Annotated in this window: 27 protein-coding genes; 15 read left to right on the forward strand and 12 right to left on the reverse strand. The window is 48.3% G+C overall.

Translation table 11 applies throughout. The annotated features are described in order from the left end of the window. Positions 1-82 precede the first annotated feature (82 nt). A complete protein-coding gene (locus tag LCM29_RS00670; protein WP_224860292.1) occupies positions 83-1,177 on the forward strand; it encodes an MBL fold metallo-hydrolase in 1,095 nt (364 codons plus the stop codon). A 22-nt stretch (positions 1,178-1,199) separates the two neighbouring features. On the opposite strand, the gene LCM29_RS00675 is transcribed toward LCM29_RS00670, so the two are convergent. From LCM29_RS00675 to trhA, 3 genes are all read right to left on the reverse strand, one after another. Beyond that, positions 1,200-2,417: an MFS transporter gene (locus LCM29_RS00675; protein WP_224860294.1), complete on the reverse strand. Its 1,218-nt coding sequence runs from the start codon at positions 2,415-2,417 to the stop codon at positions 1,200-1,202. Positions 2,418-2,514: 97 nt separating this feature from the next. Beyond that, positions 2,515-3,210, reverse strand: a complete 696-nt coding sequence (locus tag LCM29_RS00680) for a DsbA family oxidoreductase (RefSeq protein WP_214697332.1) — start codon at positions 3,208-3,210, stop codon at positions 2,515-2,517. Between the two features lie 88 nt (positions 3,211-3,298). Next, positions 3,299-3,943, reverse strand: coding sequence for a PAQR family membrane homeostasis protein TrhA (trhA, locus tag LCM29_RS00685; protein ID WP_074032708.1), 645 nt, complete (start codon positions 3,941-3,943; stop codon positions 3,299-3,301). Between the two features lie 126 nt (positions 3,944-4,069). Between trhA and LCM29_RS00690 the strand changes: the two genes are divergently transcribed. Then, positions 4,070-4,591, forward strand: coding sequence for a DUF1836 domain-containing protein (locus tag LCM29_RS00690; RefSeq protein WP_224860296.1), 522 nt, complete (start codon positions 4,070-4,072; stop codon positions 4,589-4,591). A 43-nt stretch (positions 4,592-4,634) separates the two neighbouring features. Here LCM29_RS00690 and LCM29_RS00695 read toward each other — a convergent pair whose 3' ends face one another. The 3 genes from LCM29_RS00695 to LCM29_RS00705 form a co-directional block, all read right to left on the reverse strand. Beyond that, the gene (locus LCM29_RS00695; protein WP_224860298.1) at positions 4,635-5,249 is read right to left on the reverse strand and encodes a PH domain-containing protein; all 615 of its coding nucleotides are present in this window, start codon (positions 5,247-5,249) and stop codon (positions 4,635-4,637) included. Positions 5,250-5,261: 12 nt separating this feature from the next. Beyond that, positions 5,262-6,095: an aldo/keto reductase gene (locus LCM29_RS00700; protein ID WP_224860300.1), complete on the reverse strand. Its 834-nt coding sequence runs from the start codon at positions 6,093-6,095 to the stop codon at positions 5,262-5,264. Positions 6,096-6,156: 61 nt separating this feature from the next. Then, the gene (locus tag LCM29_RS00705; RefSeq protein ID WP_224860302.1) at positions 6,157-7,062 is read right to left on the reverse strand and encodes an MBL fold metallo-hydrolase; all 906 of its coding nucleotides are present in this window, start codon (positions 7,060-7,062) and stop codon (positions 6,157-6,159) included. Positions 7,063-7,429: 367 nt separating this feature from the next. On the opposite strand from LCM29_RS00705, the gene abc-f reads away from it, so the two are divergent. From abc-f to LCM29_RS00720, 3 genes are all read left to right on the forward strand, one after another. Then, positions 7,430-9,127: a ribosomal protection-like ABC-F family protein gene (abc-f, locus tag LCM29_RS00710; protein ID WP_224860304.1), complete on the forward strand. Its 1,698-nt coding sequence runs from the start codon at positions 7,430-7,432 to the stop codon at positions 9,125-9,127. An 11-nt stretch (positions 9,128-9,138) separates the two neighbouring features. Further along, positions 9,139-9,897 (forward strand): hypothetical protein, encoded by a 759-nt coding sequence (locus tag LCM29_RS00715; protein ID WP_224860306.1) that lies wholly within the window; start codon positions 9,139-9,141, stop codon positions 9,895-9,897. Positions 9,898-10,007: 110 nt separating this feature from the next. After that, positions 10,008-10,910 (forward strand): cation diffusion facilitator family transporter, encoded by a 903-nt coding sequence (locus LCM29_RS00720; RefSeq protein WP_224860308.1) that lies wholly within the window; start codon positions 10,008-10,010, stop codon positions 10,908-10,910. Positions 10,911-10,938: 28 nt separating this feature from the next. Here LCM29_RS00720 and LCM29_RS00725 read toward each other — a convergent pair whose 3' ends face one another. Both LCM29_RS00725 and LCM29_RS00730 read right to left on the reverse strand, forming a co-directional pair. After that, a complete protein-coding gene (locus LCM29_RS00725) occupies positions 10,939-11,781 on the reverse strand; it encodes a metallophosphoesterase (RefSeq protein WP_224860311.1) in 843 nt (280 codons plus the stop codon). A gap of 90 nt (positions 11,782-11,871) precedes the next feature. After that, positions 11,872-12,285 carry an organic hydroperoxide resistance protein gene (locus tag LCM29_RS00730; RefSeq protein WP_074032719.1) on the reverse strand — a complete coding sequence of 138 codons (414 nt, stop codon included), beginning with the start codon at positions 12,283-12,285 and terminating at the stop codon, positions 11,872-11,874. Positions 12,286-12,402: 117 nt separating this feature from the next. Between LCM29_RS00730 and LCM29_RS00735 the strand changes: the two genes are divergently transcribed. After that, positions 12,403-12,855: a MarR family winged helix-turn-helix transcriptional regulator gene (locus tag LCM29_RS00735; RefSeq protein WP_224860313.1), complete on the forward strand. Its 453-nt coding sequence runs from the start codon at positions 12,403-12,405 to the stop codon at positions 12,853-12,855. Positions 12,856-12,868: 13 nt separating this feature from the next. Then, on the forward strand, positions 12,869-13,783 hold the full coding sequence (locus LCM29_RS00740) for a CAP domain-containing protein (RefSeq protein WP_224860315.1): 915 nt from the start codon (positions 12,869-12,871) through the stop codon (positions 13,781-13,783). 35 nt (positions 13,784-13,818) lie between these two features. Here the strand turns inward: LCM29_RS00740 and LCM29_RS00745 are convergent, their stop codons facing one another. Beyond that, a complete protein-coding gene (locus LCM29_RS00745; protein WP_074032722.1) occupies positions 13,819-14,292 on the reverse strand; it encodes a glutathione peroxidase in 474 nt (157 codons plus the stop codon). A gap of 162 nt (positions 14,293-14,454) precedes the next feature. Between LCM29_RS00745 and LCM29_RS00750 the strand changes: the two genes are divergently transcribed. Together LCM29_RS00750 and LCM29_RS00755 are read left to right on the forward strand one after the other, a co-directional pair. After that, the gene (locus LCM29_RS00750) at positions 14,455-14,973 is read left to right on the forward strand and encodes a VanZ family protein (protein ID WP_224860317.1); all 519 of its coding nucleotides are present in this window, start codon (positions 14,455-14,457) and stop codon (positions 14,971-14,973) included. Between the two features lie 294 nt (positions 14,974-15,267). Further along, entirely contained in the window at positions 15,268-16,569 is a 1,302-nt protein-coding gene (locus LCM29_RS00755; RefSeq protein WP_214785332.1) for a murein hydrolase activator EnvC family protein, read from the forward strand. A 34-nt stretch (positions 16,570-16,603) separates the two neighbouring features. On the opposite strand, the gene LCM29_RS00760 is transcribed toward LCM29_RS00755, so the two are convergent. From LCM29_RS00760 to LCM29_RS00770, 3 genes are all read right to left on the reverse strand, one after another. Further along, complete coding sequence (locus tag LCM29_RS00760; RefSeq protein WP_198929991.1) at positions 16,604-16,774, reverse strand: hypothetical protein; 171 nt, start codon at positions 16,772-16,774, stop codon at positions 16,604-16,606. A 43-nt stretch (positions 16,775-16,817) separates the two neighbouring features. Then, positions 16,818-17,663: a GNAT family N-acetyltransferase gene (locus tag LCM29_RS00765; protein WP_224860319.1), complete on the reverse strand. Its 846-nt coding sequence runs from the start codon at positions 17,661-17,663 to the stop codon at positions 16,818-16,820. A 70-nt stretch (positions 17,664-17,733) separates the two neighbouring features. After that, on the reverse strand, positions 17,734-18,942 hold the full coding sequence (locus LCM29_RS00770) for a dicarboxylate/amino acid:cation symporter (protein WP_224860322.1): 1,209 nt from the start codon (positions 18,940-18,942) through the stop codon (positions 17,734-17,736). A 217-nt stretch (positions 18,943-19,159) separates the two neighbouring features. Between LCM29_RS00770 and zapA the strand changes: the two genes are divergently transcribed. The 6 genes from zapA (at position 19,160) to LCM29_RS00800 (ending at position 26,963) form a co-directional block, all read left to right on the forward strand. After that, on the forward strand, positions 19,160-19,381 hold the full coding sequence (gene zapA, locus LCM29_RS00775; RefSeq protein ID WP_015881047.1) for a cell division protein ZapA: 222 nt from the start codon (positions 19,160-19,162) through the stop codon (positions 19,379-19,381). 8 nt (positions 19,382-19,389) lie between these two features. Next, positions 19,390-19,926 carry a CvpA family protein gene (locus LCM29_RS00780; RefSeq protein WP_074032727.1) on the forward strand — a complete coding sequence of 179 codons (537 nt, stop codon included), beginning with the start codon at positions 19,390-19,392 and terminating at the stop codon, positions 19,924-19,926. A gap of 67 nt (positions 19,927-19,993) precedes the next feature. Then, positions 19,994-21,688, forward strand: a complete 1,695-nt coding sequence (gene polX / locus LCM29_RS00785) for a DNA polymerase/3'-5' exonuclease PolX (RefSeq protein WP_224860324.1) — start codon at positions 19,994-19,996, stop codon at positions 21,686-21,688. A 15-nt stretch (positions 21,689-21,703) separates the two neighbouring features. Then, positions 21,704-24,058, forward strand: coding sequence for an endonuclease MutS2 (locus tag LCM29_RS00790; protein ID WP_214747848.1), 2,355 nt, complete (start codon positions 21,704-21,706; stop codon positions 24,056-24,058). A 13-nt stretch (positions 24,059-24,071) separates the two neighbouring features. Continuing rightward, positions 24,072-24,482 (forward strand): DUF350 domain-containing protein, encoded by a 411-nt coding sequence (locus LCM29_RS00795; RefSeq protein WP_214760452.1) that lies wholly within the window; start codon positions 24,072-24,074, stop codon positions 24,480-24,482. 213 nt (positions 24,483-24,695) lie between these two features. Beyond that, a complete protein-coding gene (locus LCM29_RS00800) occupies positions 24,696-26,963 on the forward strand; it encodes a hypothetical protein (RefSeq protein WP_224860326.1) in 2,268 nt (755 codons plus the stop codon). Positions 26,964-26,983: the final 20 nt, after the last annotated feature.

Below are 26,983 nucleotides of genomic sequence, written 5' to 3' on the forward strand. Positions count from 1 at the left end.
GTGAATCTGCATACTAACCGATATCAGATGGAGACATGCACGATATAATCAATGCAACGAACTTGTAGAAAAGAGGATTTAGATGAAAAAGACGATGTTGCTCTCATTAGTCGGAATGGCGGCCGTCACCGGAACGATTCTGACGCAGTACAAACCACTCGGACGAAAACCGAAATCAATTCAATCCCCGAACCAGGTCAACGGGAAATTCCGTAATCAATATGAGACACCGATGAACTTTTCCGCAGAGGACATGGTATCGATGGCTCGTGACTATCGTGATGTGACGTCGCTTCGTAAGCCGAGTGAACGGCTACCAATCGTGCCTATCGATTTCGAGGAGAAGACGGGTTCGAGTTTTACGAGAATTTACTGGCTCGGTCATTCGGCGCTCATGGTACAAATGGACGGGAAGACGATGCTCGTCGACCCGATGTTCGGACGCAGCCCATCGCCGCTCCCATTTGCTAAAAATGAGCGTTTCAGTGAAGATTTACCGTTCGACCTCGAAGACTTGCCTGAGATTGATGTCGTCTTGTTGACGCATGACCATTACGATCACCTCGATTATGGGACAATCCTTGCGATTAAAGACAAGGTCGCCATGTTCATCGTGCCGCTAGGGGGAGGGAGTCATTTGAAACGATGGGGTGTCGGCGCAGAGCGAATCGTGGAGCGAGATTGGAACGAGTCATATACGTTCGGGAATTGGACGTTTGTATGTACGCCGGCACGTCACTTCTCCGGTCGCTCGTTGACGGACCGCAACAGCACGTTATGGGCGTCATGGGTCGTCCTCGGCGAGACAGACCGGCTCTTCTTCAGCGGGGACAGCGGCTACGCGCCGCACTTTAAGATGATTGGCGAACAGTACGGACCGTTCGATTTTGCCGCACTCGAATGCGGACAATATGACGTGCGCTGGCCAGACGTCCACATGCAGCCGGAAGAGACGGCACAGGCGTTTCACGATTTACGCGCCGATCAAATGATGCCGATTCATTGGGGTGCGTTCACACTGTCGTTCCACGATTGGTTTGACCCGGCGGAACAGATGACGTCTCTCTTACCGAAAGAAGTCGTCCTCACTCCAAAGATCGGAGAGCGCATTACGCTCGACGGTCGGAATGATACGACGACGTGGTGGCGAGAGCTTCAAGACGCAAACAAGCGATGACATCGGTCATCGCTTGTTTTTATTAAGAAGAAATCTTCTCAGCAGCGTCTTCTTCGATATGCAGTTTGTGTTTACGCGTATAGACGAGGAACGCGGCTGTCATCGCAATCGAACTGACTCCAAACAAGACGACCATGAGCTGAAGTCCGATCAAATCGAGGAAGAACCCTGTCACGAGAAGGACGATTTGGAAGATAATCCGGTCGAGCATGTTTCGGAACGAGAAGAAGCGCCCGTGATATTCTTTTGGCATCCGTGTCTGGAAAATCGTGACCGCAGTCGGGAAGAAGCAACCGACCGAGAATCCGAATACGACGAACGCCGCAATCGACATGAACGGGATGTCTGCGAAATACAGCATCAGTTGCGCGACACCGATTAAAAACGAGAACGAGAATAAAATCGAGAACGCCGAGAATTTTTCGCCGATCCGTTTGATCATGAAGGCACCTGTCATGAAGGCGAGTCCTTCGGCCGTATAAATCCATCCTTTGATTGCCGTCGAATCCTGCAACTCACTGATGTTGATGACGAGCAAGTTGAACCCTCCGATAAAGAGGAGGGGGATGAGCGTCATGACGAGTGTCATGAAGATGACCGGGATTGATTTGATGATTGGAAAGACATCTTTGAAGCCACTCGACGCCTTCGCATCGATCTTTTTCGCCGACGGTGTCTTCGATTCATCTAGCTTTAAGAAGAGCGTCGCGACCGCAAGCAACAGATAGGCGACGAGCGAAAGCGCATAGACGTTACGGAGCGAAATCAGTGTCAACAAGACACCGGCAATCGCCGTCCCGATGACGCGTGATAACGTCGAAACGTTCATATGGACACCGTTCAAGGCGAGAAGTTCCCGTTCCTTTACGATGAGCGGAATCGCTGCTTGTAGGGCAGGGAAGTAAAAAGCCGCCGACCCTTGTAAAATGATCAAAAAGACGACCATCCACACGACCGAATTCGTCTCGATGGCAACGAACATGAAGAGCACGCTGAGCGCTCGGACGATGCTTGAGATGAGCATGATGTTTTTCTTAGAGCCTTGGTCGGTGAGGCGTCCCGCGAGCGGACCGATGGCGACCCCGGCGAGTAACCCGATGGCGAGAATGACCGCCTTCACAAAGTCAGAGGGGACGCGGTCTTGCATGAATTCCAAATTTCCAATGATGCCGAGCCATAGACCTAGACCGGCGACGAATTCGCCCGTCAAGATGATCCAGACGTTCCGATTTTTCCACATAGATGTAGTCCTCGATTCTTATATGCTAATCACTATTATCAAGTAGTAGGGTGGAGAATACCACAAAAAAGAAGCCGAATGTCGGCTTCTTCATCAATCAAATATCACAGTTGTCGTCGGTGCACGTCGCACCGTTCGAAAGAACTTGGATTGTCGGGTTGTTCTCAGACCAGACTTTTTCGAGCACTTGCGTGAACGCTTCCGTCGGTTGAGCACCAGACACTCCGTATTTGTTGTCGAATACGAAGAACGGCACACCTGTGATGCCAAGGTCGCTTGCGCGTTTCTCTTCGGCACGAACGTCTTCGGTATACACATCAGTCGTCAAGACGTCACGGACAGCGTCATGGTCAAGACCAACGCTTGTTGCGATCTCGAGCAGGACATCGTGGTTCCCGATGTGTTTGGCATCGACAAAGTAAGCCTGAAGCAACGCTTCCGACAATTCTTTTTCTTTCCCGACCGTCTTCGCATAATGCGTCAAACGATGCGAGTCGAGCGTACCGGTGACGACCATGTTCTCAAAGTCGTAATCGAGTCCGACTTCGCGGGCTTGTGCCGCGACTTGTGCAGTCGTCCCTTTTGCCTGCTCGATCGGCATACGATATTTCGTTGCGAGTGCCTCATAAATGGTACGTGAATCGTTCGTCGGCGCGTTCGGGTCGAGCTCGAAACTCTTGAATTCGACTTCTACTTGGTCCGCCTGTGGGAACTGTTCGAGCGCCTCTTCTAAACGACGCTTCCCGATATAACAAAACGGGCAGACATAATCTGACCATACTTCAATTTTCATCATGAATCCCTCCTGTCCTTAGTGTAGGAAATCTTGAATTCAAAGTACAGGAAACGGCTCACAAAAAAAGTCCCCCGATAGGAGGACTTTAAAAGACATACCAGAAGACACATACGAAGTGGGCAAAGCTTCCGAACAAGATGAACAAATGGAACACTTCATGGAATCCCCATCCCCGCCAATTGACGAATTTTGGCTTGAACCCATAGATGAGTCCACCAATCGTATACATGACGCCCCCGAGGACGAGCCAGAAGATGCCGGCGTTACCAATCACGTCATGGAGCGGTCCGATAAAGAAGACGGACAGCCAGCCCATCCCGATGTAGAGCGCGGTCGATAAAAAACGTGGGGCATGGAACCAGACGAGTTTGAAGACAATGCCGAACAAGGCGAGTGCGTGCACCGTGCCGAAGAGGACCCAGCGTGTCGGTCCTTCGAGTGCGAGTAGCGTAAGCGGCGCATATGTACCCGCAATCAATGCGTAGATCATCGCATGGTCGATTCTCCGGAAGAAGGCGATGACGTTCGGTGAGGCGATGATGCTATGGTAAAGACCTGACGATAAGTAAAGAAAGACGAGGCTGATCCCGAATAGAATCGCGGCCATAATCGCAAGCGGCGAGCCAAGTAATGAAGCTTTGACGACCATCGCAATCAGCGCAATGAAAGCGAGTACTGCACCAGCAAGATGCGTTAGCGCGTTGATTGGTTCACGGAAAATCGAATTCATGTAAAACACTCCTTATCACATCATGTAGTATCGATAACTACATGATATACTGAAGAGGAACAAACAGCAAGGTGTACCTTTCGACAAATGAGAGTTTTCTTTATACTTGAAGGTGAGGTGAGACGGATGAAAGCGAAAAATATTACCGAAACAGAAGGGACGCTCCCGAGGGACGTATTGCCGACTGTCGATTTATACATGGACCAGGTCATCCAATTGTTCGAGCAGCATTATGGGAAGATGAAGCGGGACGAGGATGAGACGATTTTGACGAAGACGATGATCAACAATTACGCCAAGGGCAAGTTGTTCCATCCTGTCAAAAATAAAAAGTATACGAACGAACATCTGATGTTACTCAGTTTGATCTATGAGATGAAAGGTCTCCTGTCGATCAATGACATCAAAGAGACGCTCCGACCGTTGAACGAGTCAGACGAGACGTTCTCACTCGAGGACTTTTATGAAGCGTATCAAACGCAAAAAGTGAAGAATTTAGAAGCGTTTGAAACCCAGGCGGACACGCTTTTGAGCACATCGCTCGAAAAAGAGAGCGGTGTGCAGCGAACGCTCGCTATCGCGTCTGCCGTGCATATGAGCCACTTATATCAACGATTGGCCGAACAATTGATTGATGATGAGAAATAAAACAACTCCTCCGAGGGTGAATGCCCCACGGAGGAGTTGTTTTTTAGTTATTGATGTACTTCTCGTATACCGCTCCGAAGTCTTTACGGTTCCATTCATGATAGTGACGTTGTAGCCAATCGAACGATTGCTCGTTCAATTCCTTGAACGTGTTCGGTACGTTCATGTCGCCTTCGCGGAGCCCGCTCAAAATCGACACTGAGTGTGTGAGCGACGTGTTCGCATACTCCATCATGCGACGACCTTCCCGTTGAATCTCTTCGATCGCGAGAAGTGCCTTATACAAATCTTTCACATGTTCGATTTGCTTTTTGTTGATGTCGATCGAGTACGCTTTGTCGCCGATTGTGAATTTGACTTCGACATCGAGGTCGACCGTACCCGCCGTCTCAAACATGACGTGCTTGATCGGATAATGTGAATACGGATAACGATAGAGGACGCGCTTCGAACTGATAGCGCTCGTTCCATCGAGGTGGATCATCGACAAGTTGGTGAAACAATACTCATCTGATTTTGACTTGATCAAGAAATAAATCTTTTCATTGTCTTCGTGAAGGACGTAATCATCCGCATCTGCCTTATCGAAGTCGGACGGATCGATCACCTCACCGATGTCGCTAAAGCCAGTCAAATCAGAAGCCAGTTTTTTGAACATGTCATTCACTCCTCAATAATGGATTTTGTGCATCTCTTTCGGGTCGGAGCCGGTCCGCTCATCACGGTTGAGCGCATCGATGGCCGCCATCTCTTCTTTCGTCAACGTGAAGTCGAATACCTGTATATTCTCTTTGATTCGACTCGGTGTCACCGATTTCGGGATGACGGCGACCCCGTTCTGTAAGTGCCAGCGCAAGATGACTTGAGCCGGTGACTTGCCGTGACGGTTCGCAATCTCGACAATCGTGTCATCTTCGAGCGCTTCGCGTCCTTTCATGAGTGGACTCCACGCTTGAATTTGAATGTCATATCGTTTGCAGAAAGCAATTAATTCCTTTTGAGACAAATACGGATGGATCTCGACCTGGTTCACGGCCGGGACGATCGAGCACGACTGAATGATTTGTTCTAAATGCTCGACTTCAAAGTTCGAGACGCCAATTGCACGGACACGTCCTTCTTCATATAACTGTTCGAGTGCCTTATACGTTTCGACGAACTTCCCGAAACGGGGCATCGGCCAGTGAATGAGGAACAAGTCGACATACTCGAGACCGAGTCGGTCGAGACTATCCTGAAACGCTTGGAGCGCCTCATCGAACCCGTGGAACTCATTCCAAAGCTTCGTCGTCACAAACACTTCTTCCCGAGAAATCCCTGCTTCACGAAGCGCTTGTCCGACACTTTCTTCGTTTTGATAAATCGCAGCCGTATCAATCAAACGATAATCCGCTTCAAGCGCAGCTTTGACCGTATCGACCGTCACCGCGCCGTCTTCGACCTTGTACACACCGAGCCCGAGCATCGGCATCTTGACGTCATTATTCAACGTCGTCCATTCCATAACAAATCCCTCCCTCTCGCCTCTAACGTTACCGAAATTTTGGATGAAGGGAAAGGAAAAACTACAGGCGGATGCTTTCCCCGTGCGACTTGATCACAATTTGGTCACGGTCCAGTTTTGCGGCCGCGACAAGCCGGTGATAGGGCTCCTCGACCGGCTCATAAGACAGAACGAACGTGTCCCAATGCATCGGGAAGAAACGTTTCGCCCCGCTCTCTTTGTACATCATCCAAGCCTGTTCGGGGGTACAGTGCGCCTCTTGGAACGAGTCCGGTTGATAAGCGCCGATTGGGAAGAACGCGAGGTCAATCGGTTCACGGTCGGCGAGCCCTTTGAAGGAGTCGGTGTATGCCGTGTCTCCCGCAAACAGCATGCGGATCCCTTTGTATTTTAATAGATAGCCGTTATAGCCCATATGTTTGTCCCATGGGAAACGGTTGCCCCAATGTTTGACAGGGATGGCCCGGACATCGAGCCCGTTCGCCAAGGTCACTTTGTCATGCGGATGTAGCTCGAGCGTCTGCAGACTCGGGTATCGACGGAGCAGGCGACTCGTCCCTGGAGCGGAGACGACAATCGTCTCGCGGGTGATGAGTCGTTTTAAACTTTTATGGTCAAAGTGGTCCATATGGGCGTGACTGAGCAAGATGACGTCAACCGGTCCGACATCCTCGATGGAGAGGGCGGGGGCCGTGTGACGTTTCATTCCGATTGTCAGCGGTCCTAAATGGACACCGATTCGTTTAGAGAAGACGGGGTCCGTCAAAATTTTGAGTCCATACCAATGGATGAGGACGGTCGAATGGCCAATCCACGTCGCTTGCACATGCGTCTCATCGATGGTTGTCAGCTCTGGACGTTCCGGCCATTTAAAACATGGGCGGGGAAGCCGTCGTTTGAATCGTGTATAAAGAAACGTTCCGACGCTCGCCAAGACGGCACTCGGAACGAGGATGCGTCGACGCATCATGCATCACCTCACTGTTCGAATATACTGTCATCATAACGCGGGAAAGAGTGCATCGCATCCGCCTAAAGGAGTAGAAAAAATGGGAGATTGTGGGGTGCGCTCTTGCGAATCCGCTTTCAATTTGATAAGGTGGCAGTAACTTAGGAAAGAGAGGTACACCGTGCCATGAAAAAAACACGTTCACTCCAACGATGAGACGAATCATCACTGTTCGCTTGAACAGTCACGGGTGAAGTGTGTCCATTTTTCAAGTGCGGGAAGCATCTTCTTTCCTCTTTGAACGGATTCCTTCACACCACCGCACTTTGAGCGGATGGTGTTTTTTGTTTCATCGCGTATCGGAAAAATGAGCGAGGTGAAACAGATGTTAGCTATGAAACAAGTCCGGTTCGATTACGACCGGAAACCATTATTTGAAGCGGTCTCTTTTGAGGTCGCAGCCGGAGAATGCGCTGTGTTATTCGGGCTGAACGGAAGTGGGAAGACGACACTCTTCCGACTCGTGACAGGGGAATTGACGCCACAAGCCGGTTCAATCGAATGTCACGGTGAAGTCGGGCTCGTCCGACAGACGATTGAATCCGAAGATATGTCACTACTCGAATGGGTGATGCGGAGCGATCCTGAACGGTATGCTCTTTATGAAGAGGTGTCGTCTGGTGATGAGATGCGAGTCATGCGTTCCTATGAACGAGCGCTCGCACTCGATGTGTATAACTTGGAGCAAGAGGCGACGCAAGCGTTGACCCGACTCGGGTTGGACGGTCAATTCGACCAAAACATCAACGATTTGAGCGGGGGAGAGAAGACGCGGGCACAACTCTCGACGTTGACGATGAAGCAGGTCGACGTCGTCCTACTCGACGAGCCGACGAACCATCTGGATGTCGAGTCGATTGACTGGCTAACGAAATGGCTGAACCGATTCGACGGAACGGTGCTGATCATCTCCCACGACCGTCAACTGATGGATGATGTTGCGACGGTCATTCTCGAACTGTCGGATGGGGAAGTCACCAGATATCCGGGGAACTATACGGCGTATCGACGTCAAAAAGAGGATGAACGTCTGCGTGACGAGCGAGCCCATGCCCGCTACGTGAGCCGCAAAGCAGAGTTGCTCGATATGATTGCCCAATACAAAGGTTGGCACTTGAAGGCGAAAGCGACAGCCAGTGTCCGCAGTCCGGGTGCGCAAAAAGGAGCGGCCAATCTCGCTGTTAAAATGAAGGCGAGGGAACAGAAGCTCAAACACCTCGAAGACAATCGTCCACGAAAGCCGAAAGAAGAGAAGGCCATCTCCGTCCAATTTGCGGCAGATGAGCTCGAAGCGAAGACGTGGCTGACGTGTGAAGAGGTGACGTTTGGATACGACAAGCCATTCTATGAACCGATTTCCTTCTCGATTCAAAAAGGAGAACGTCTCTCCATCATCGGACCGAATGGAAGTGGAAAGACAACGTTATTGAATGTGCTGATTGGTGAACGAGCACCGCTTTCTGGTGTGATTAAACGGCATCCTCGTCTGAAGATTGGGTATTTCTCGCAAACGCTCGAACGTTTACCGAAGACGGGGACACTGCTCGATGCGTTACTCGCCCAGAGTGATATCGGGGAGACGGAGGCTCGGACGTTGCTCGCTCACTTTTTGTTCCGTCGGGATGAGGTGCATCGGCCAATCAACGAGGCGAGTATGGGTGAGAAGTGTCGGATTGCCTTCCTGATTCTCTATTTCTCCGACGCGCATCTGTTGGCACTCGACGAACCGACGAACTATTTAGATGTGGCGACACGGGAACAAATCGAGACGGCATTATCCGTTTACCCAGGTGGATTGCTTCTCATTACGCATGACCGTTATTTCCATCGCTTGACATCGCGGACGCTCGAGCTCGGTAAAACGATTCGTATTCGTGAGAATATGGAGAACGATGAACCGGTAGATGTCGAGCAGATGATGCAAACGATGGACGAATTGACAAAACACGACTTGAAATTTTTTGATGAGGCAGGAAACCTCCTACCATTTGACGAAACGAGTGGAATGAATCGAATCGAGTAGGAGTGAAGAACATGAATGGAGGAAGATTGTCGCGCGCGACGACGCGAAAGCGTAAGCGAGTATTCCGAGTGACGACTGCGATAGCCTTGGTCCTCGCTTTAGTCGGTATCATCGCGTTCGCGGCACTGATCGACAAAAAAGAAAAGTCTGCTTTACCGAAATCAGATGAGATTGCGACCGAGATGGTCGATTCCGAGTCGGAACAACCGACCGATACCGAAACCGAGTCTGCAGATACAATCTATATCGGGCAACCGTATACGAAAGTCTATGCAGATGACCGTGTCGCAGTCGTCTATGAAGCCGACCTCGGTGATCGTTTCGAACGTTTGGAGACGATCAGTGGCTTCGTGAAAGTACAGTTGAATGAGCGCATGACGGGGTGGGTCACGGAAGAAAGTGTGACGACGGAAGCACCGGCCTTGTCGGACGATGACGTGATTGCCGCATGGCAACAAGTCGTCCCAAGCGCTTCGGAGACCGTCCTTGATTGGATCGGCAAAGATGTGGCGACCGTGCGCGCCGAACTCGGTAGCCCGACTGCCGTTCAGCGTGACCAAGTGAACGAATATCATTTCTATGATGGATTCTTCTTGATGGTACGGGACCAAAAAGTGCGTGCCATCGATTGGGACCGTCAGGCAGTCGCGACGCCTGACGTGACACCGACGAACGAACAAACAACTGGGATTTGGTACGAAGGGGAGACGGTTCAGTTGAAGCTGTTCCCATACAGCGGTGTGATGCGCGTGCGTCTCGAGCACAAGTGAGACAAGACGGGAGAGAGATCTCCCGTTTTTTTTATGATGTTTCATTCAAATGAACGTTTGAATGTTTCGGGAAAATGGAATAAGATAAGAAGTAGAAGGAGGCGTCAGTTATGGGACATCATCATGATCACGACCATCACCATCATCATTCCACGAATCAGCGTGCGCTGTTCCTCGCTTTTCTGTTGATTGCGACGTTCATGGTCGTCGAGGTCATCGGCGGACTATGGACGAACAGTTTGGCACTCTTATCCGATGCGGGTCATATGCTCGGAGATGCGGCGGCTTTAGGACTCAGTTTCCTAGCTGTCCGATTCGGGGCGAAGGCGGCGACACCGAACCGGACGTTTGGATATCGACGCTTTGAAATTTTAGCGGCATTCATTAACGGGCTGACCTTACTCGTCATCTCGATCTATATCTTATTCGAGGCATATCAGCGATTGAGTGCCCCACCGGAAATTTTGAGTGGGGGAATGCTCGCGGTTGCCATCATCGGACTACTCGTCAATATCCTCGCCGCCTGGATTTTGATGCGCGGGGAAAAAGATAATTTGAACGTGAAGAGTGCGTTGCTTCATGTGTTCGGAGACTTACTCGGATCGGTCGGTGCCATCACGGCAGCACTCTTAATCATGTCGTTCGGATGGACGTGGGCGGACCCGGTCGCGAGTGCGTTTGTCGCTATCCTCATCTTGATTAGCGGCTATCGCGTGACGCGCGATGCGATTCACATCTTGATGGAAGGGTCACCGGAACAAATCGATGTCCGGGCGATGCAAGCAGAGATTGCCACAGTCGAAGGGGTGAAAGAGGTACACGACCTGCATGTCTGGTCAATCTCATCGAGTGAGCATGCGGCGACGTGCCATGTGTTGATTGGAGAAGATACGGATGATCAGGCCGTGTTACGTCAAGTGACGGAACGGATTCGTAAATATGGGACGTTCGAGCGCTCGACGGTGCAAGTCGAACGGGAACGACAATGTTGCGAGGAGCGTATCATTTGGTAAGCAAAACGGACACTCATCCGAGTGTCCGTTATTTGCCGTGCACATCAATCACCACAATCTCTGGCGGGTTGAAAATGCGCGGTACGTTGAAACTATAATTGAATCCCCGTCCGATCACGTGGGTGAACGTCTCGTGTTCATAAAGACCGCCTGCATATTTCGGGAAGAACCCTTGATCAGGGGCGAACAACCCGTTCAATAAATATGGGATCCTCACCTGTCCGCCGTGGGCATGACCGGATAAGACGAGGTCAAAAGGTAAGTCGGCATACGTGTCGACCTCTTCGGCACGGTGAGAGAGGAGTAAGTTGAACGTCGCATCCGGATCCACGTCTTGCATGGCCGTCGCGACGTCAGTTTCCCAACTCCCATAAATATTTTCGTTATATGTTCGTAACGGATCTTCTAATCCACCGATGACGAGATTGACCCCATTGACGGTAATCGGCTCCCATTCGTTTTCGAGAACGGTCACCCCGTGTGAGCGAAATACATTCTTGGCATCATGACGAATGTAGTCTGCGGAGTCATCAATCTCATGATTCCCGGTTACGAAATACATCGGCGCAATGCCAGCGAGTCCTTCGACGAGCTCGAAAGCAGGTTCAGGAGAACGATAGCGGTCGAGCAGGTCCCCCGGCAGGGCGATCAGATCCGGTTTTTGGGCCCGGACTTGATCGATTAAGATCGATTGCTTATAACCGTACGAGGCGCTATGTAAGTCAGAGAGGAGCACGATGCGAAGCGATTCATCCGCTGACAGCTTGTCAGACGGCACGTCGTACGTCTGAACGGTCAGCGCATTATACGTCGCTGTGAACAGCAAAATGCCGAGAGCGACAAACACGAACGTCGATTTATGTTTCTTCATCACGGCTCCCTCCCTTCATTGTGCCTCTATCTTACCCCGACATGTAGGGGTAAGCAAAAAAAATCCCGCTCCTACGAGCGGGATGGATGATTATGCTGCTTTGGCTGTCAATTTCACATCGACATTGCCGCGCGTCGCTTTTGAATAAGGGCACACTTGGTGTGCTTCTTCAACGAGGCGTTCTGCTGTCGCTTGGTCGACACCTTTGATTTCGACTTCAAGCTCGACTGAAATGAAGAACCCTTCATCGTTTTGGTTCAATGTGACATGACCTGTGACGCTCGATCCGTCTGTCTTCACACGTTCTTTCCCGATGATGAGGTTGAGGGCACTACCGAAGCAAGCCGCATATCCCGCTGCGAAAAGTTGTTCCGGGTTTGTCGCACCGTCGACGTGTTTCGCGCCTGGCATTGAGACGTCCATGTCGATGACGCCGTCTGTTGATTTCACATGACCTTCGCGGCCACCGATTGCAGTTGCTGATGCTGTGAATAGTGATTTCATGATTCAATTCCTCCATTTCATTTTAAACAATTAAGTTGTGCACAATTTAAATTATAGAGCAGTCAAAAAGTTTCGCAAGTGATATGCTTGGCTAAAGAAGAGTACGGAGGATTACGTATGGAACAAACATTAAAACTCGAACACCAAATATGCTTTCAATTGTATACCGCTTCAAAAGAGCTTACCCGTTTATATCGCCCAATTTTAGAACCGTTAAACCTGACATATAGTCAGTATCTGGTCATGCTCGTCTTATGGGAAGAGGATGGCATCGACTTGCGTCAGCTCGGAATGAGGCTGACACTCGACTCGGGCACATTGTCCCCGCTCGTGAAACGATTGATTCAAATCGGGTATGTCGAAAAGAGTCGGGCGACAGACGATGAGCGAAAAGTCGTCGTCCGTTTGACTGATCGTGGTAACGCGTTGCGTGAGCAGGCAGTCGATGTGCCGTTACAAGTCAGTGGTATGCTAAATATAGACGAAGCGACATATGTCGCATACATGGAGATGCTCACCGATATCAAAGAGAGACTTCATGATTTCGGAGAGCGTCAGCGCGAGCAGTAAGGAAGGAGGAGCCATGTTTCGAAAATTGATCATCCTCTTGATGGGGATTGGATTGTATATGGCTTGGCAATATGAAATGCCGAACGTCTCTGCCCCGACGAGCATTCAAGTGGAGTCTGAGGTGGCGACGGAACGTGCGACGGATGCACCGAAGTTTACGAGCCAATATGCCGGGCATGATTGGTACTTAGTGGAACGTGGCGGAGATCGTGGCCTTGAACTCATTGACGAGGACGGCGCCAAAAAAGGATTTTATCAGTTCGAGACCGAAAGCACGTATCGCGGTCTCGTGCTCGATGAGACGACACGTGACCAAGTCGAGGAAATCGGATTTGAGAAAGTGACGTCCTACAACAAAGGGTTGAATCGCTACCTGATCCCGGACGATCCATCCTTTTCGGTGTTTGCGATTGATGGACAATATGTCACGCTCTTCTTCGACCAACATGACGACGACCGCTTGAAAGGGGTCTTGTCGGTTGACCGCCGAGTGGAAGAGGCGAGTGACGGGTATTACGGTGACATTTCCGCGGAAGGAACCGTCGCGAACGAACAGTTGATGCGGATCTTGATGAACTGGGACCGTGAAAAATATGACTTGAGTGCGCTCGCCGATTATGAGCCACTCTATCCGGTCGTTCGGGCGCACAGTCAGAACATGGCGGAGAACGACTTCTTCAGTCATACGGACCCGGAAGGACGTGACCCGTTCGACCGAATGGATGAAGCAGGACTGTCGTACTCGATGGCCGGAGAGAACTTGGCGATGGGGCAGATGAGCGTGTTCCATGCGCATTGGGGGCTGATGAATTCGAAGGGGCACCGTGAGAACATCATGCAACCTCGATTCAGTCATGCTGCCGTCGGACTCGCCTACAACGATGAGAACAGTCCGTTCTATACGATCAACTTCATTACCCCTAGATAAAAGGATGACTCCACCTCGGAGCCATCCTTTTTGTGTTAGATGAGTTTTTTGACCGCATCCTCAATCTCGGCCGGTGTCGTCTGTGGCGAGAAGCGTTCAACGACGTTTCCATCACGGTCGACTAAAAATTTTGTGAAGTTCCATTTGATTGTTTTCGATCCGAGCAGACCAGGTGCTTCTTTTGAGAGATACGTGAAGAGTGGGTGCGCGTCTTTTCCGTTCACATCGACTTTCGCAAACATCGGGAACGATACGCCATAGTTAAGTTGACAGAACTCTTGAATCTCTTCGTTTGAGCCCGGATCTTGATGTCCGAACTGGTTGCAAGGGAAACCTAAAATCTGAAGACCTTGCCCCTTGTACGAGTTGTATAGCGACTCGAGACCTTCGAGCTGTGGCGTGAATCCACACTTACTCGCTGTATTGACGATGAGTAAGACGTCTCCCTTATATGTAGCTAACGGTTGTAACTGACCTTTCATGTCCAATGCTTCAAAATCATAAATCATATTGAATCCCCCTTTTTTCTGTAGTATACCAAGAGAAATCCGCTATCTCGACTTTGAACGCGTTGCGTGCAATCAAATTGTTATAAAATCATGATGTCGCTGTTACATATTTCGTGAAGTACAATCCGTATAATGAAACTCGTTGTAGAAAGGAACGGTGTTATGCGACTTTTAAAAAATGAATTTATATGGATCGCGCTCATTTTGATTGGATTATTCTTCTCGAGTGCAACACCTTACTCAGATCAGTCGATCGTTTCGCCACTCGAGCGATTCGATTGGAGCTGGATTGAGCCGACGTTAGCGAACGTCGAGTTTGACTATGCAGGAAAAGAAGTGTCACTCGACACGTTAGGGACAGTCGGAATCATCGAATTCTTGATGCGGAAAACGGCACATTTCGTTACCTTTTTCGCTCTTGGCGCCTTGTTCGTTAAGGCGATTTCGAGAACGAACCTTCATGCCGGGCTGATCCTTTTGTTCGCCTGGACGCTTGCTAATACGGTCGCCATCTTTGATGAGTATCATCAGAGTTTGACACCGGAGCGGACGCCGTTACTGCAAGATGTTCTATTGGACAGCAGTGGGGCAATTGCTGGAGTCGTGCTCATCGGTGGCCTCTTATTACTTCGTTCGAAACGAAAACGAGGGAAACGAGCCGGATATGTGGCATTAAGGTAGTCGAAAAATGATATAGGTTGTTATGTGAAAAGCGCTTTCTTCAAGTGCTTTTTTTATTTTGAAAACTATTTTGTGACAACAAACCAAATAAAATATTGTCTATACCCACGTTTTTTAAGCGATAAAACCTAAATTAGGTCAATGTCATACGAATGAAATATAAGTGTAAAATAACTTTTGGTTTAGATTGCTATAATGAGTCACAGAGCGAATGAAATTTCGCAACTCATCTTATAGAAAATACTTGAACGACTATAGATAAAAAATACACAGGAATCAGCGGAGGGAAGCACATTGGGTAACTTGAAGAAATTTGCAGCCACAGTCACTCTAGGCGCACTCTTGATCGGCGGAACGTCACCGACTTATGCAGCCTCACTTACAGAGAAGCAGAAGAAAGTACAAGAACAACGACAAAAGAATAGCAGCGAGCAGTCGAAAGCAAACTCTTCGATTCAATCACGTGAGCAAGCCATCAGCAAAGAGCAACAAGAAATCAACAAGTTAGATGCTGAACTCCAAGACGTCATCAACGATGTCGCTCAGAAAAAAGCTGAGATCCGTGCAACTGAAGAAAAAATTCAAAAGCTTCAAGAGCAAATCAAAAAATACGAAGCAAAAATGAAAGCACAAGAAGAACTCATGAAAGACCGTATGGCGACGATGCAAAAGAACGGTGGCTCGTCAGTCAACTGGGCTGAGTTCATCTTCGGTTCAAAAGACTTCGGTGACTTGATCACACGTATGATCACAGCTGGTACGATCCAAGAGAACGACCAACAGATCTTCGAAGAATATGAAGCAACGAAAGAAAAACTTGCAAAAGCGCAAGCTGAATTAAAAGCAGAACGCGATTCACTCGTGAAGCAAAAAGAAGAACTTGAAAAACGCCAAAAAGAGCTCGATCAAAAAATGAAAGAGCGCGCAGCGAAAATCAAGAAACTCGAAGCTGAAAAAGTGAAGTTCGAATCAAAACTCATGAGTCTACAAGAGATGGAAGATACGCTCAAAGCTCAAGAACAAGCGATTCAAGCAGAAATCGAAGCACAACGTCGTGCTGAAGAAGAAGCACGTCGTGCAGCGGCAGAAGCAGCAGCTGCTAAGAAGAAACAAAGTGCAAGCTCAAGCAACAGTGGTTCTAGCGCTTCAGCGTCAACACCTGTAGCGTCTGCACCAGCGAGCGGTGGGATGTTCCAACGTCCAGCAAGCGGTCGCCTCTCACAAGGATGGGGCGCAGCGAGCGGTGCGAACGGATACTCGTTCCATAACGGTCTTGATATCGCAGGTCCAGTTGGTACACCGATTTATGCAGCACAAACTGGTACGGTCCTCCGTGCAGGTTGGGGTGGCGCATACGGAAACCACGTCATGATCGCACACGTCATCAACGGACAAGTGTGGACGACAGTATACGCACACATGAGCTCGGTCTCAGTTAAAGCGGGTCAACGCGTGTCACAAGGTCAAAACCTTGGCGGCATGGGTAGCACAGGGAACTCGACAGGTTCACACCTTCACTTCGAGATTCACCGTGGCGGCTACTCGTACTCTTCATCGAGCGCGGGAAGCACAGTCAACCCAGCATCATTCTTCTAATCAACACAAATATAGTGATCGACGAACGCGTCGATCACTTTTTTGTTGTCTGATACACGATAAACGTCAAGAGTGCGGCACCGATGACACTGAGCCATAGCGTATCGATGTTCGGGTCATCAAGGACGCTCTGTCCACCGACGATTAACATATAAAGAAGGAGTGCCACGCCAAGTGCACGTAAAACAATTCGGAATCTAGCCATGAAAAATCGCCTCCACCTAATAGTATAGGGGAGGCGATTCGTTTCATCTAGCGAGTCGGACCCAAGCAGAGTCCATGATCTGTTCATACCCGACTTCTTGATAGATTTTGTTTGACGTCGGGTTCGTCAAATCCGTATAGAGGACACAGAACGATTTCGTCTCAAGTAATTGACGGCTAAGGTCTGCAACGAGACTGCGAGCGTAACCTCTTCCACGTGCGTCAGGTGACGTATAAACGAACGAGACGGTGATGCCGTTCTCGGTCGGACGTGAGCGTTTCGCACACGAGACGACCTGTCCATCGACTTCCCAGAACACGGCGTCATCATTCTTGAGCATCGTGTCGATTGCTTTCGTCACTTTTTCAGGAGGTGAAGAGCGAAGTCCCGACTCGGCTTCAAAGGCGCTATACCAGGATTCGAGTTGTGCTTGATCGGCTGTTGTCGCTTTTCGCATGTGACCGTTCGCCATCTCGATGTCTTCCACCTCGTCGAGTCGATAAAGACCTTGTGACATGAACATCTCACTCGTCCCAGATGTGATTTCTTGCCACGCTTTCCCGAACCGTTCGGCTTGCTTACGTTCTGAGACCACCTCGATGAACGAGATCTCGTTTTCGAGAAGGTGCGGGATGATGAAGGCAGGGAGTTCGTCCTCCCGTTCCGTGTCCACGACAATGTAATGGAGCGGATGGGGCGGTGTCACTTGAAGGATGGCGAGGAGTTCACCATTCTCTTCGACGGTGAATTGATGAAACGTCTCATAGACGCCTTGAATCACGTTATTTAATACGCCGATCATGAGGCTATTCTTGGCTTCTTCTTTTAACAATGCGTCCATGACGCGGTCAGCGAAGTGATTCGGGTCTTTCCATTCAATCCATTCCATATGTATCTCTCCTATTCGATGTAGACAAAAACGGACAAACCTGATGGCTTGCCCGTTTATGCGTTGTACGTTATGCGATATCTTCTTGCTTCGACGCTGTGTTGTCGAGAAGTTTCGTGTTGTGTTTGAAGTAGTGGATAATTTTTGCGATGGCACCGTCGCCTGTGACGTTTGTAGCTGTCCCGAAGCTATCTTGCGCCAAGTAGAGTGCGATGACCAAGCTTTGCATCGTCGCGTCGAACCCGAGGATCGAGCCGAACAATCCGAGAGATGCCATAACGGCTCCACCTGGAACACCAGGTGCTGCAATCATCGTCACACCGAGTGCGAGGATGAATGGAAGGACGATCGCGTATGACATCGGCATGCCGTTCAAGTACATGAGCGCGACACCGACCGACGTGAGTGTAATCGTCGAGCCTGACAAGTGGATTGTTGCCGAGAGCGGGATGACGAAGTTCGCGACACCCTCATCCGTATTGTTCAACTTCGCTTGGCGAAGCGTGACTGGAATTGTCGCAGCCGATGATTGCGTCCCGATGGCTGTGAAGTAAGCCGGCATCATCGTCTTGAGCAACTTGAACGGATTCTCTTTGTTGAGACCACCTGCGATTGAATATTGAATCATAAGCATCGTCAAATGAAGAACGATGATTGTGACGAAGACGAGCGAGAACACCGAGAGGATCTCAGCGACCTGACCAGCGTACGTCATGTTCATGAAAATTCCGGCGATGTGGAATGGGAGTAATGGAATAATGACTTTACTGATTAAGAGCTCGATGATATCGCGGAAATCCATGGCGAGGTCGAGTGACCGTTTGCTTTCGATTGCGGCAATCCCGATCCCGATGACGAAAGCTAAAATGAGTGCGGTCATGACACCGAATACCGGTGGAATCTCAAATTCCATGAACCCTTTCAATAAGGCTTCTTCTGGGTTTTCGGCTCCTTCCGTCGACCGTGACAAAATTTGCGGGAACAAGTTGCTCGTTGCAAAGTATGCGAGCGTTCCTGCGACAACTGTTGAAGCGTAAGCGATGAGTGCTGTAAGTCCGACTAACTTTCCTGCTCCTTTACCAAGTTCCCCGATTCCTGGGATGATGAAAGCAAGAATGATCAGTGGGATAGCGAAGCCTAAGAACTGCCCGAAGACCGTGTTGAACGTCACAAACGTTCGAACGATCCAGTTCTGACTTTCTGGTACGATGCTCCCGAGCAGAATCCCGAAAGCGATCGCGATGATGATGCGACCTAAGAGGCCAATGCGTAATTTCAAATCAATCACCCTTTCTGTTTGTTTGAATAGTTGATATTTTCGCACATTTTACGAAATGTTGCCACCATCTCTTGCAATTTTCCTGAAGAAAGACGTTTGACAACTTCATAGAAGGGTAATAGAAAATGTTGTACATATCAAGGGAAGGGGCTTCTCCTTTTCCTAATATAAAAACGATGTTATGATTAATGCTGACAGACGTAAAGGAGGGGTGCGCGTGCAGTTACAACGAACAACGATTCACATTGCGGGTCAAGACTATACGATCGTGAGCGAAGAACCCGCTGATCATGTGAGGGAAGTAGGCTTTTTGGTCGACAGTAAGATCCGCGAGATTCGTGAACAATCCCCTCATTTAGATGCTCGTCAGGCAGCGGTCTTGGCTGCGATTCAAATCGCGAGCGACCACGTCAAAACTAAACGAAATATGGGAGAATAAATCAATCCATGGTTACGCTACTTATACTGTTTTTCTTGTTTATTGGAATCGTCAACGGCTTCCGTCGTGGCGCGATTCTACAGCTCGGCCATTGGGTCGCGCTCATCATCAGTTTTCTCGTCGCAAACACGTACTATAAAGATTTAGCCGAAGCGTTCAAGCTCTGGATCCCGTATCCGTCTCAGCTTGATGGAACGCTCCCTGGCGGCGTCTTGGACCTCAACTCGCTTTCAGGGATTGAGATGACGTTTTATAACGTCTTTTGGTTCGTCGTCTTGTTCCTCATCACAAAACTTGTCTTGCATCTCATCTTGGCGATGCTCGACTTCTTGACAGACTTGCCGATCTTGCGCCAATTAAAAGGGTTGATCGGAGCAGTCCTCGGATTCTTTGAGGCGTATGTCATCACATTCTTCATCCTTTGGGTGATTGCGTTCGTGCCGATGGCAGGCGTTCAAAATGCTGTCGACAATTCGTCGCTTGCGACATTTATCATTCAAGACACGCCATATCTATCAGATTGGTTTTCAAATAAGATGTTGTGACACGACAGGCCGGAATGCAAGCTAGTGCTTGTATCTCGGTCTTTTCTGTGTGAAGAGGGGGAAGCATATGAATAAAGTAGAAGCGATGATGTTGCTCGAGAAGATCGCGCAATATATGGAAATCAAAGGGGAGAACCCGTTTAAAATCAATGCGTTCCGTAAGGCCGCAACGGCTCTAGAGAATACGGACCTCGAGCTCGAGGACATCGACGACTTGACGTCCATCTCAGGGATTGGCAAAGGGACGGCGGCCGTCCTTGAGGAGTATCGCGATACAGGTCGCAGTGAGGTGCTCGAAGCGTTGCAAGAAGAAATCCCGTTCGGCTTGATGAAACTCTTGAAAATTCAAGGGCTCGGCGGGAAGAAACTCGCCAAACTCCGTGAAGTCGGGGTCATCGATTTAGAGTCTCTCATCCGTGTGCTTGAAGACGGGACGGCGGCATCGCTCCCAGGATTCGGAGCGAAGAGTGTCGAGAAGCTACTCGCCGCAGCGAAGAACCTCGAGTCGCGTCCGGAACGATTGGCCTATGCGGTCATGCGACCGATTGTCGAAGAGATCAACGATGTGTTGGAGAAAGAAGAGCTCGTCTTGCGTCATTCCGTCGGGGGAAGCTTTCGTCGAGCAGAGGAGACATGTAAAGACCTCGACTTTATCATTGCGACCGAGGAGCCGATCGCGCTTCGGGAGAAACTACTCGCTTTACCGTTCATCAATGAAGTGATCGCGGCAGGGGAGACGAAAGTATCGCTCGTCCTCGAACGTGAGGAAATGGTGTCGGTCGACTTCCGTATGGTCGAACCGGGCGCATTCGCCGCGACGCTTCACCATTTCACAGGCTCAAAAGACCATAACGTCCGCATGCGCCAACTCGCGAAAGCGAAAGGAGAGTCGATTTCGGAATACGGAGTCGAAACGGCAGACGGGCTGTGGCAACCTGAAACGGAAGAAGAGCTGTTCGAACGGTACGGACTCCCCTTCATCCCACCCGAGCTTCGGGAAGGGCACGCCGAGTTCGAGCACGACTTATCGAAACTCGTCACGCTCGAAGACATCAAGGCAGACGCGCATATGCACACGGTCTGGTCGGACGGGAAGTTGACCGTCGATGAGATTGTCGTGGCGATGAAAGGGCGCGGCTATGAGTGGATGGCCATCACCGACCACGGGAAGTATTTGACGTTCGTCAATGGATTGACGGAAGAACGACTCGAGGCACAAGGTGAGGAGATCCGCGAAGCTGCAAAGACACATGAGATGAACGTGTTGCGTGGCGTCGAGATGGATATCCGTCCTGATGGGACGCTCGACTACGAGCCAGAATTTTTAGAGACGCTCGACTATGTCGTCGCCTCGATCCATTCGAAGATGGACCAATCCGTCGACGAGATCATGGCACGTCTCGAGAACGCCTGCCGTTCACCATACGTCAACGTGATCGCGCATCCGACGGGACGACTCATCGGTCGTCGCGACGGTTATCCGATTGACGAGGACAAGTTGATCGCCCTCGCAAAAGAGACGGGGACGGCGCTCGAGTTGAACGCGAACCCGAACCGCCTCGATTTGACGGCATCGACGCTGAAGAAGGCGAAGGCGGCGGGCGTCAAAGTAATGATCAACACCGACACACACCACCCAGACATGATGGAAGATATGGCACTCGGCGTGTTACACGCACGGAAAGCCTATCTCGAACCATCGGATATCATTAACTGCTTCTCGTTTGAAGACGCCAAGGCGTTCTTCGCGGCGAAGCGATAGAAAGGAACATGCTAGATGGACCACGCGTTACGCGTATTAGAATATGAAAAATTGCGTCAACAGCTTGCCGGACACGCGTCGAGCTCGCTCGGGAAAGATTTGGCGCTCAAGATGCAACCGGACTACTCGTACGACCGGGTACTCTCGAATTTGAATGTGACGAAAGAGGCGACCGAGGTCGTGCGTCTCCGTGATCGTCTGCCGCTCGGTGGGCTCACAGACGTCCGCGCGGAAGTGAAGAGGGCTGCTATTGGCTCGGTCCTCTCGACGAGCGAACTGCTCGCCGTCGCCGCCGTCATGTATGGTGGGCGTCAAGTGAAGAACTTCTTCGAGAAGCTGCACGAGGACAACGAAGAGATTCGGATCCCACGTCTTGATGAGTATGCGGACAAGTTGACGAAACTCATCGAAGTCGAACAGTCGATTCGTCATGCAATCGATGACCAAGGGACGGTCCAAGACTCGGCGAGCTCACAACTTCGGGGACTTCGGACACAGCTCCGAAGCTATGAAGGCAGTGTCCGTTCACGAATCGACAACATCCTCCGCAACAACGCGAAGATGCTCTCAGACGCCATCGTCACGATTCGAAACGACCGCTATGTCGTTCCGGTCAAACAAGAGTATCGCCAGGCGTTCGGCGGGATCGTCCATGACCAGTCGGCTTCCGGTCAGACGCTCTTCATCGAGCCGCAAGCGATTGTCTCGATCAACAACGAGATTCAAGAAGTTCGCTTGAAGGAACGCGCTGAGATCGATCGAATTTTGAGTGCGCTCTCGAACGAAGTCGGTGGGGTACATGATGCGATCATGACGAACCTCGACGTGTTGGCCGAACTCGACTTTATCTTTGCGAAAGTCGCTTACGGACAAGAGATGAAAGCGACCGAGCCGAAGTTGAACGACAACCGTGAAATCAAGTTGAAACAAGCACGTCACCCGTTCATCCCGAAAGATGAGGTCGTGCCGATCACGGTCGAGCTCGGGGAAGACTATACGTCGCTCGTCATCACCGGACCGAACACCGGCGGGAAGACGGTCACGTTGAAGACGATTGGACTCCTCCAGTTGATGGTGCAGTCAGGTCTCTACGTACCGGCAGAGTTCGGGACAGAGCTTTCCGTGTTTGACGCCGTCTATGCCGATATCGGCGATGAGCAATCGATCGAACAGAGTCTCTCGACGTTCAGTTCGCATATGACGAACATCGTCGGCATGCTCGACAAGATCGACTTCATGTCACTCGTCCTCTTCGATGAGCTCGGTGCCGGGACGGACCCACAAGAAGGGGCCGCCCTCGCCATCGCGATTCTCGATGAAGTGAAACGTCGCGGGGCACGTGTCGCGGCAACGACGCACTATTCGGAACTGAAGGCATACGCCTATAATCGTGAGGGTGTCATGAACGCCTCGATGGAGTTTGATATTGAATCGCTCAGCCCGACGTACCGCCTCTTGATTGGTGTGCCGGGTCGCTCGAACGCTTTCGAGATCAGCCGTCGCCTCGGACTGTCCGAGCAAGTCATCGACAAGGCACGGAGCCACGTCGGTAGTGACGCGGAGTCGGTCGAATCGATGATCAATGAGCTCGAAGCGGCGAAACAACGCGCCGAACAGCTCGAACAGGAACTCATCGTCAAACGCCATGACTTCGAAGAAGAACAGGCAGCGTTTGAAGCGAAGATGACCGAATTCGAACGCGAACGCGACAACTTGTACAGCGCGGCCGAGGCAAAAGCCGAGAAGGCCGTCGAACAGGCGAAGCGTCAGGCGAACGAAGTCATCGACCGCTTGAAGAAGCTTCGGGAGCAGGGCATCGTCAAAGAGCACGAGATTATCGCGGCGAAGAAAGAGCTCGAGTCGGCCAAACCGACGCTTCAAGATAAAAAGATCCAAAAAGTGAAACAAAAAGCCCAACAGAAACGTACGTTCAGTAAAGGCGAAGAAGTGAAAGTGACGACGTTCAACCAAAAAGGCTACATCGTGAAACAAATCAACGACAACGAGTACAACGTCCAAGTCGGCATCATGAAAGTGAACGTCAAAGCGGACGACCTTCAGAAGATCGGTCCATCGAAAGAGAAGCCGCTTCAATCGAAAGGAAGCTCGCTCAAACGTCAGAGTTCGACGAAGTCCGAGCTCGACCTCCGCGGCGTCCGTGTCGAAGAGGGGCTCATGCGTCTAGATAAGTATATCGATGAAGCACTCGTGTCAGGCTATGACAACGTCCGCATCATCCATGGTTTAGGTACAGGAGCGATGCGTCAGGCGACACAAGAATTTTTAAAAGGACATCGTCACGTGAAGAGTCAACGCCCAGGAGGAATGGGTGAAGGTGGACTCGGTGTCACGGTCGTCGAACTGAAGTAAGGGGAGTCGGGGAATGGGTACGATTACGTTTGCCGTCATGCTGGAATCGTTCGGCCTCTATTCGATGGCGGGACTGATGATTATCGTCGGCCTTGCCATCTTCGAGGTGACGACGCCATACAGCAACTGGCGCGAGATTCAAAAAGGAAATATCGCCGTCGCTTTGGCGACAGGTGGGAAGATTGTCGGTCTCGCCAACATCTTCCGTGTGGTCGAGAGCTATCATGATAGCACGATCGATATCTTCGTCGGTGGAGGATTTGGCTTCATCTTGCTCCTCGCGACATACTGGTTGTTTGAATTTTTGACACCGACGCTGAAGGTGAACGACGAGATTCAAAAAGGAAATATCGCCGTCGGGTTGTTGGCATTCTTGCTGTCGATCGGGGTTTCCCTCGTCGTCGGCGCAGCATTGGTGAGGTGAAGACATGGTATACGAACGATTGGCAAAAATCTTGTTCATCGGGGCCGGGCTGTTCTTAGTGGCAGCGGCGCTATGGTATATCTTTTATTGAGGAGAAAAGCGATGTCGTGAGGCATCGCTTTTCTTATTTTGTTTTAATAGTAATTTTAAAGAAAAAAATTCAAAAATATGATAATTTTAAATTATAATGGTTACTAATGAGGAGTTGAGTATATGAAGAAAATAGTAGTTGATTTTGAAAATTGTTTTGGCATTAAAAAATTGAAGCATGAGTTTAAATTTGAAAGTAATAAAGTAAACTCTGTTTATGCAAAAAATGGAGTTATGAAGACTTCTTTTACAAAAGTATTTGATTGCATTAAAAATTCAAAAACAAGTCAGATTAAAGATCAAATTTTTGGAGAAAGTCCAATCAAATTTGATGTTTATTTAGATGATAATTTAATTAAAGATGATGAAATTTTTGTTATTCATTCATATCGAGATAAATATGAGACTAGTAACTTGGGGGATTTACTAATTGATACTGAACTTAAGGAAGAAGTATCAAAATTATTAATTAAAAGAAATGAATTACTCAAAAAAATTGAAAACTTGTCAGGGATTAAAGTTTCAAGAACTACCGGTGGAAAAGTTAGGTTTGAACTTGAACCAAAAATTATAAAAGATATGGATTTTCATGAAGATAGTATACTAATGAATTTGAATTATTTTATTGAAAAAGATGAATTTGAAGACTACTCGAAAATTCCTTACTCTGCTATTTTTTCTGACACAGCATATAAAAAAATAATATCAGATGATTTTCAAAATTTGATTGAAAAGTATCTTTTGAAGAGTGATGAAATTTATGGAGAATATCATTTTTTTGAAAAAGGTAAATTTCATTTAGGGAAACTGAAAAAAATGAACAAAGATATTAAGAACAGTTCTTTTTTCGTTAAAGATAATGCTTTAAAACTTAATGGTAATACCGAAATTAATTCCGAAAAAGATTTGAGTCAAATGATTAAAGAAATAGAAGGGAAAATTTATACTTCTCCTGAATATAAGAAAATTGAAAGTCTGCTTTCTGACGCAACCGGGACTATATTGAAAGATTTAATTGAATCACATCCTGAATTAATTCAGGAACTCAAAAAAAATAGCATAGAAAATCTAAGACAGAAACTATGGATTTCCTATTTCAAAGCATTTGAATCTGAAGTGATTGATCTTTATAAATTATATGAAGAGGTCGATGAGAAAGTTAAATCTTTAAGAATTGATGACACACCTTGGAAAAATGCTTTAGATATTTTTGAAAGCCGGTTTGATGTTCCATATAGAATGAAGATTGAAAACATTAGAAGTTCAGTAATTGGAGAAAGTATACCCAGAGTTAAATTTTCTTTTTGTAAAGATGGAGACTATAACAACGACTCTGAATCAAATTGGATTGATATTGATAGAGATCAACTAGAAGAAGCTAATGTTTTGAGTCAGGGAGAAAAGAGGGCGCTTTATCTATTAAATATTATATTTGATATAGAAAAGTTAAAAAGAGACAATAAAAATGTTTTAGTCATAGTTGACGATATAGCTGATTCATTTGACTATAAGAACAAGTATGCGATTGTTGAGTATCTCAAAGAGATTTCAGAATTAGAAATGTTCAAAATGATCATACTATCCCATAATTTTGATTTTTATAGGACTATTTCGAGTAGATTGAACTTAAGCAGAGAAAATCGCTTTTTAGCCGCTAAGACCGAAAACGGAATTGAAATTGAGAAAGAACTCTATCAAAAGAACCCATTCGAGTTTTGGAAAAATTCAACTGAAATTAAACACTTTATTGCTTTGATTCCTTTTGTGAGAAACTTGATTGAATACGGTGTAGATAAAAAAATTAATAATTTCATAGAAATTGACAGAGATTTTATGTTGTGTACCCACCTACTTCATTTTAAAAAGCATACGGAGCTAATTACTGTTGGTCATTTGAAAGAAGTATTTAAAGAATACATAGGTAAAAAAACATTTAATAGTCACATAGATGATTCAGAATATGTTTCGGGATTAATTATTAATGTTGCAAATCAAGTGAAACATGTAAACAATAAGCTCGAAGATAAAGTTATTCTTGCTATTGCAATTAGGTTGGTGTCCGAAAAAATCATGATAGAGAGCTTGAAGAGTTCAACAAAAAAAATAACGTGGGAATTAAAAAGAAATCAAAAAAAAATTGGGAGTACAATGGAATTCTTGACATATTTAGAATCTGCGCCAAATCAAACTAGGGAATTAGTATCGGCATACATGCAACTTGATAATGTAGAACATATAGGTCTTTTAAGCAAGGTCAATATTATGACTCCTGAGTTAATTCATATCAATTCATTTATGTACGAACCTATACTAGATATGGATATTAATGAATTAATTAATCTTTATCAATCATTAAAACATGTAGAAAGAAATCGCGCTTCGATTGTATAAAAATGTAACAAAACAACGTC

The sequence above is a fragment of the Exiguobacterium aestuarii genome (assembly GCF_020171655.1).
In the GTDB taxonomy this organism is placed as follows: domain Bacteria; phylum Bacillota; class Bacilli; order Exiguobacteriales; family Exiguobacteriaceae; genus Exiguobacterium; species Exiguobacterium aestuarii_A.

What these genes read in the sequence shown, in the direction of transcription:
- LCM29_RS00670 (WP_224860292.1), top strand. Translation starts at nt 83, where the DNA reads ATGAAAAAGACGATGTTGCTCTCATTAGTCGGAATGGCGGCCGTCACC.
- LCM29_RS00675 (WP_224860294.1), bottom strand. Translation starts at nt 2,417, where the DNA reads ATGTGGAAAAATCGGAACGTCTGGATCATCTTGACGGGCGAATTCGTC.
- LCM29_RS00680 (WP_214697332.1), bottom strand. Translation starts at nt 3,210, where the DNA reads ATGAAAATTGAAGTATGGTCAGATTATGTCTGCCCGTTTTGTTATATC.
- trhA (WP_074032708.1), bottom strand. Translation starts at nt 3,943, where the DNA reads ATGAATTCGATTTTCCGTGAACCAATCAACGCGCTAACGCATCTTGCT.
- LCM29_RS00690 (WP_224860296.1), top strand. Translation starts at nt 4,070, where the DNA reads ATGAAAGCGAAAAATATTACCGAAACAGAAGGGACGCTCCCGAGGGAC.
- LCM29_RS00695 (WP_224860298.1), bottom strand. Translation starts at nt 5,249, where the DNA reads ATGTTCAAAAAACTGGCTTCTGATTTGACTGGCTTTAGCGACATCGGT.
- LCM29_RS00700 (WP_224860300.1), bottom strand. Translation starts at nt 6,095, where the DNA reads ATGGAATGGACGACGTTGAATAATGACGTCAAGATGCCGATGCTCGGG.
- LCM29_RS00705 (WP_224860302.1), bottom strand. Translation starts at nt 7,062, where the DNA reads ATGCGTCGACGCATCCTCGTTCCGAGTGCCGTCTTGGCGAGCGTCGGA.
- abc-f (WP_224860304.1), top strand. Translation starts at nt 7,430, where the DNA reads ATGTTAGCTATGAAACAAGTCCGGTTCGATTACGACCGGAAACCATTA.
- LCM29_RS00715 (WP_224860306.1), top strand. Translation starts at nt 9,139, where the DNA reads ATGAATGGAGGAAGATTGTCGCGCGCGACGACGCGAAAGCGTAAGCGA.
- LCM29_RS00720 (WP_224860308.1), top strand. Translation starts at nt 10,008, where the DNA reads ATGGGACATCATCATGATCACGACCATCACCATCATCATTCCACGAAT.
- LCM29_RS00725 (WP_224860311.1), bottom strand. Translation starts at nt 11,781, where the DNA reads ATGAAGAAACATAAATCGACGTTCGTGTTTGTCGCTCTCGGCATTTTG.
- LCM29_RS00730 (WP_074032719.1), bottom strand. Translation starts at nt 12,285, where the DNA reads ATGAAATCACTATTCACAGCATCAGCAACTGCAATCGGTGGCCGCGAA.
- LCM29_RS00735 (WP_224860313.1), top strand. Translation starts at nt 12,403, where the DNA reads ATGGAACAAACATTAAAACTCGAACACCAAATATGCTTTCAATTGTAT.
- LCM29_RS00740 (WP_224860315.1), top strand. Translation starts at nt 12,869, where the DNA reads ATGTTTCGAAAATTGATCATCCTCTTGATGGGGATTGGATTGTATATG.
- LCM29_RS00745 (WP_074032722.1), bottom strand. Translation starts at nt 14,292, where the DNA reads ATGATTTATGATTTTGAAGCATTGGACATGAAAGGTCAGTTACAACCG.
- LCM29_RS00750 (WP_224860317.1), top strand. Translation starts at nt 14,455, where the DNA reads ATGCGACTTTTAAAAAATGAATTTATATGGATCGCGCTCATTTTGATT.
- LCM29_RS00760 (WP_198929991.1), bottom strand. Translation starts at nt 16,774, where the DNA reads ATGGCTAGATTCCGAATTGTTTTACGTGCACTTGGCGTGGCACTCCTT.
- LCM29_RS00765 (WP_224860319.1), bottom strand. Translation starts at nt 17,663, where the DNA reads ATGGAATGGATTGAATGGAAAGACCCGAATCACTTCGCTGACCGCGTC.
- LCM29_RS00780 (WP_074032727.1), top strand. Translation starts at nt 19,390, where the DNA reads ATGGTTACGCTACTTATACTGTTTTTCTTGTTTATTGGAATCGTCAAC.
- polX (WP_224860324.1), top strand. Translation starts at nt 19,994, where the DNA reads ATGAATAAAGTAGAAGCGATGATGTTGCTCGAGAAGATCGCGCAATAT.
- LCM29_RS00790 (WP_214747848.1), top strand. Translation starts at nt 21,704, where the DNA reads ATGGACCACGCGTTACGCGTATTAGAATATGAAAAATTGCGTCAACAG.
- LCM29_RS00795 (WP_214760452.1), top strand. Translation starts at nt 24,072, where the DNA reads ATGGGTACGATTACGTTTGCCGTCATGCTGGAATCGTTCGGCCTCTAT.
- LCM29_RS00800 (WP_224860326.1), top strand. Translation starts at nt 24,696, where the DNA reads ATGAAGAAAATAGTAGTTGATTTTGAAAATTGTTTTGGCATTAAAAAA.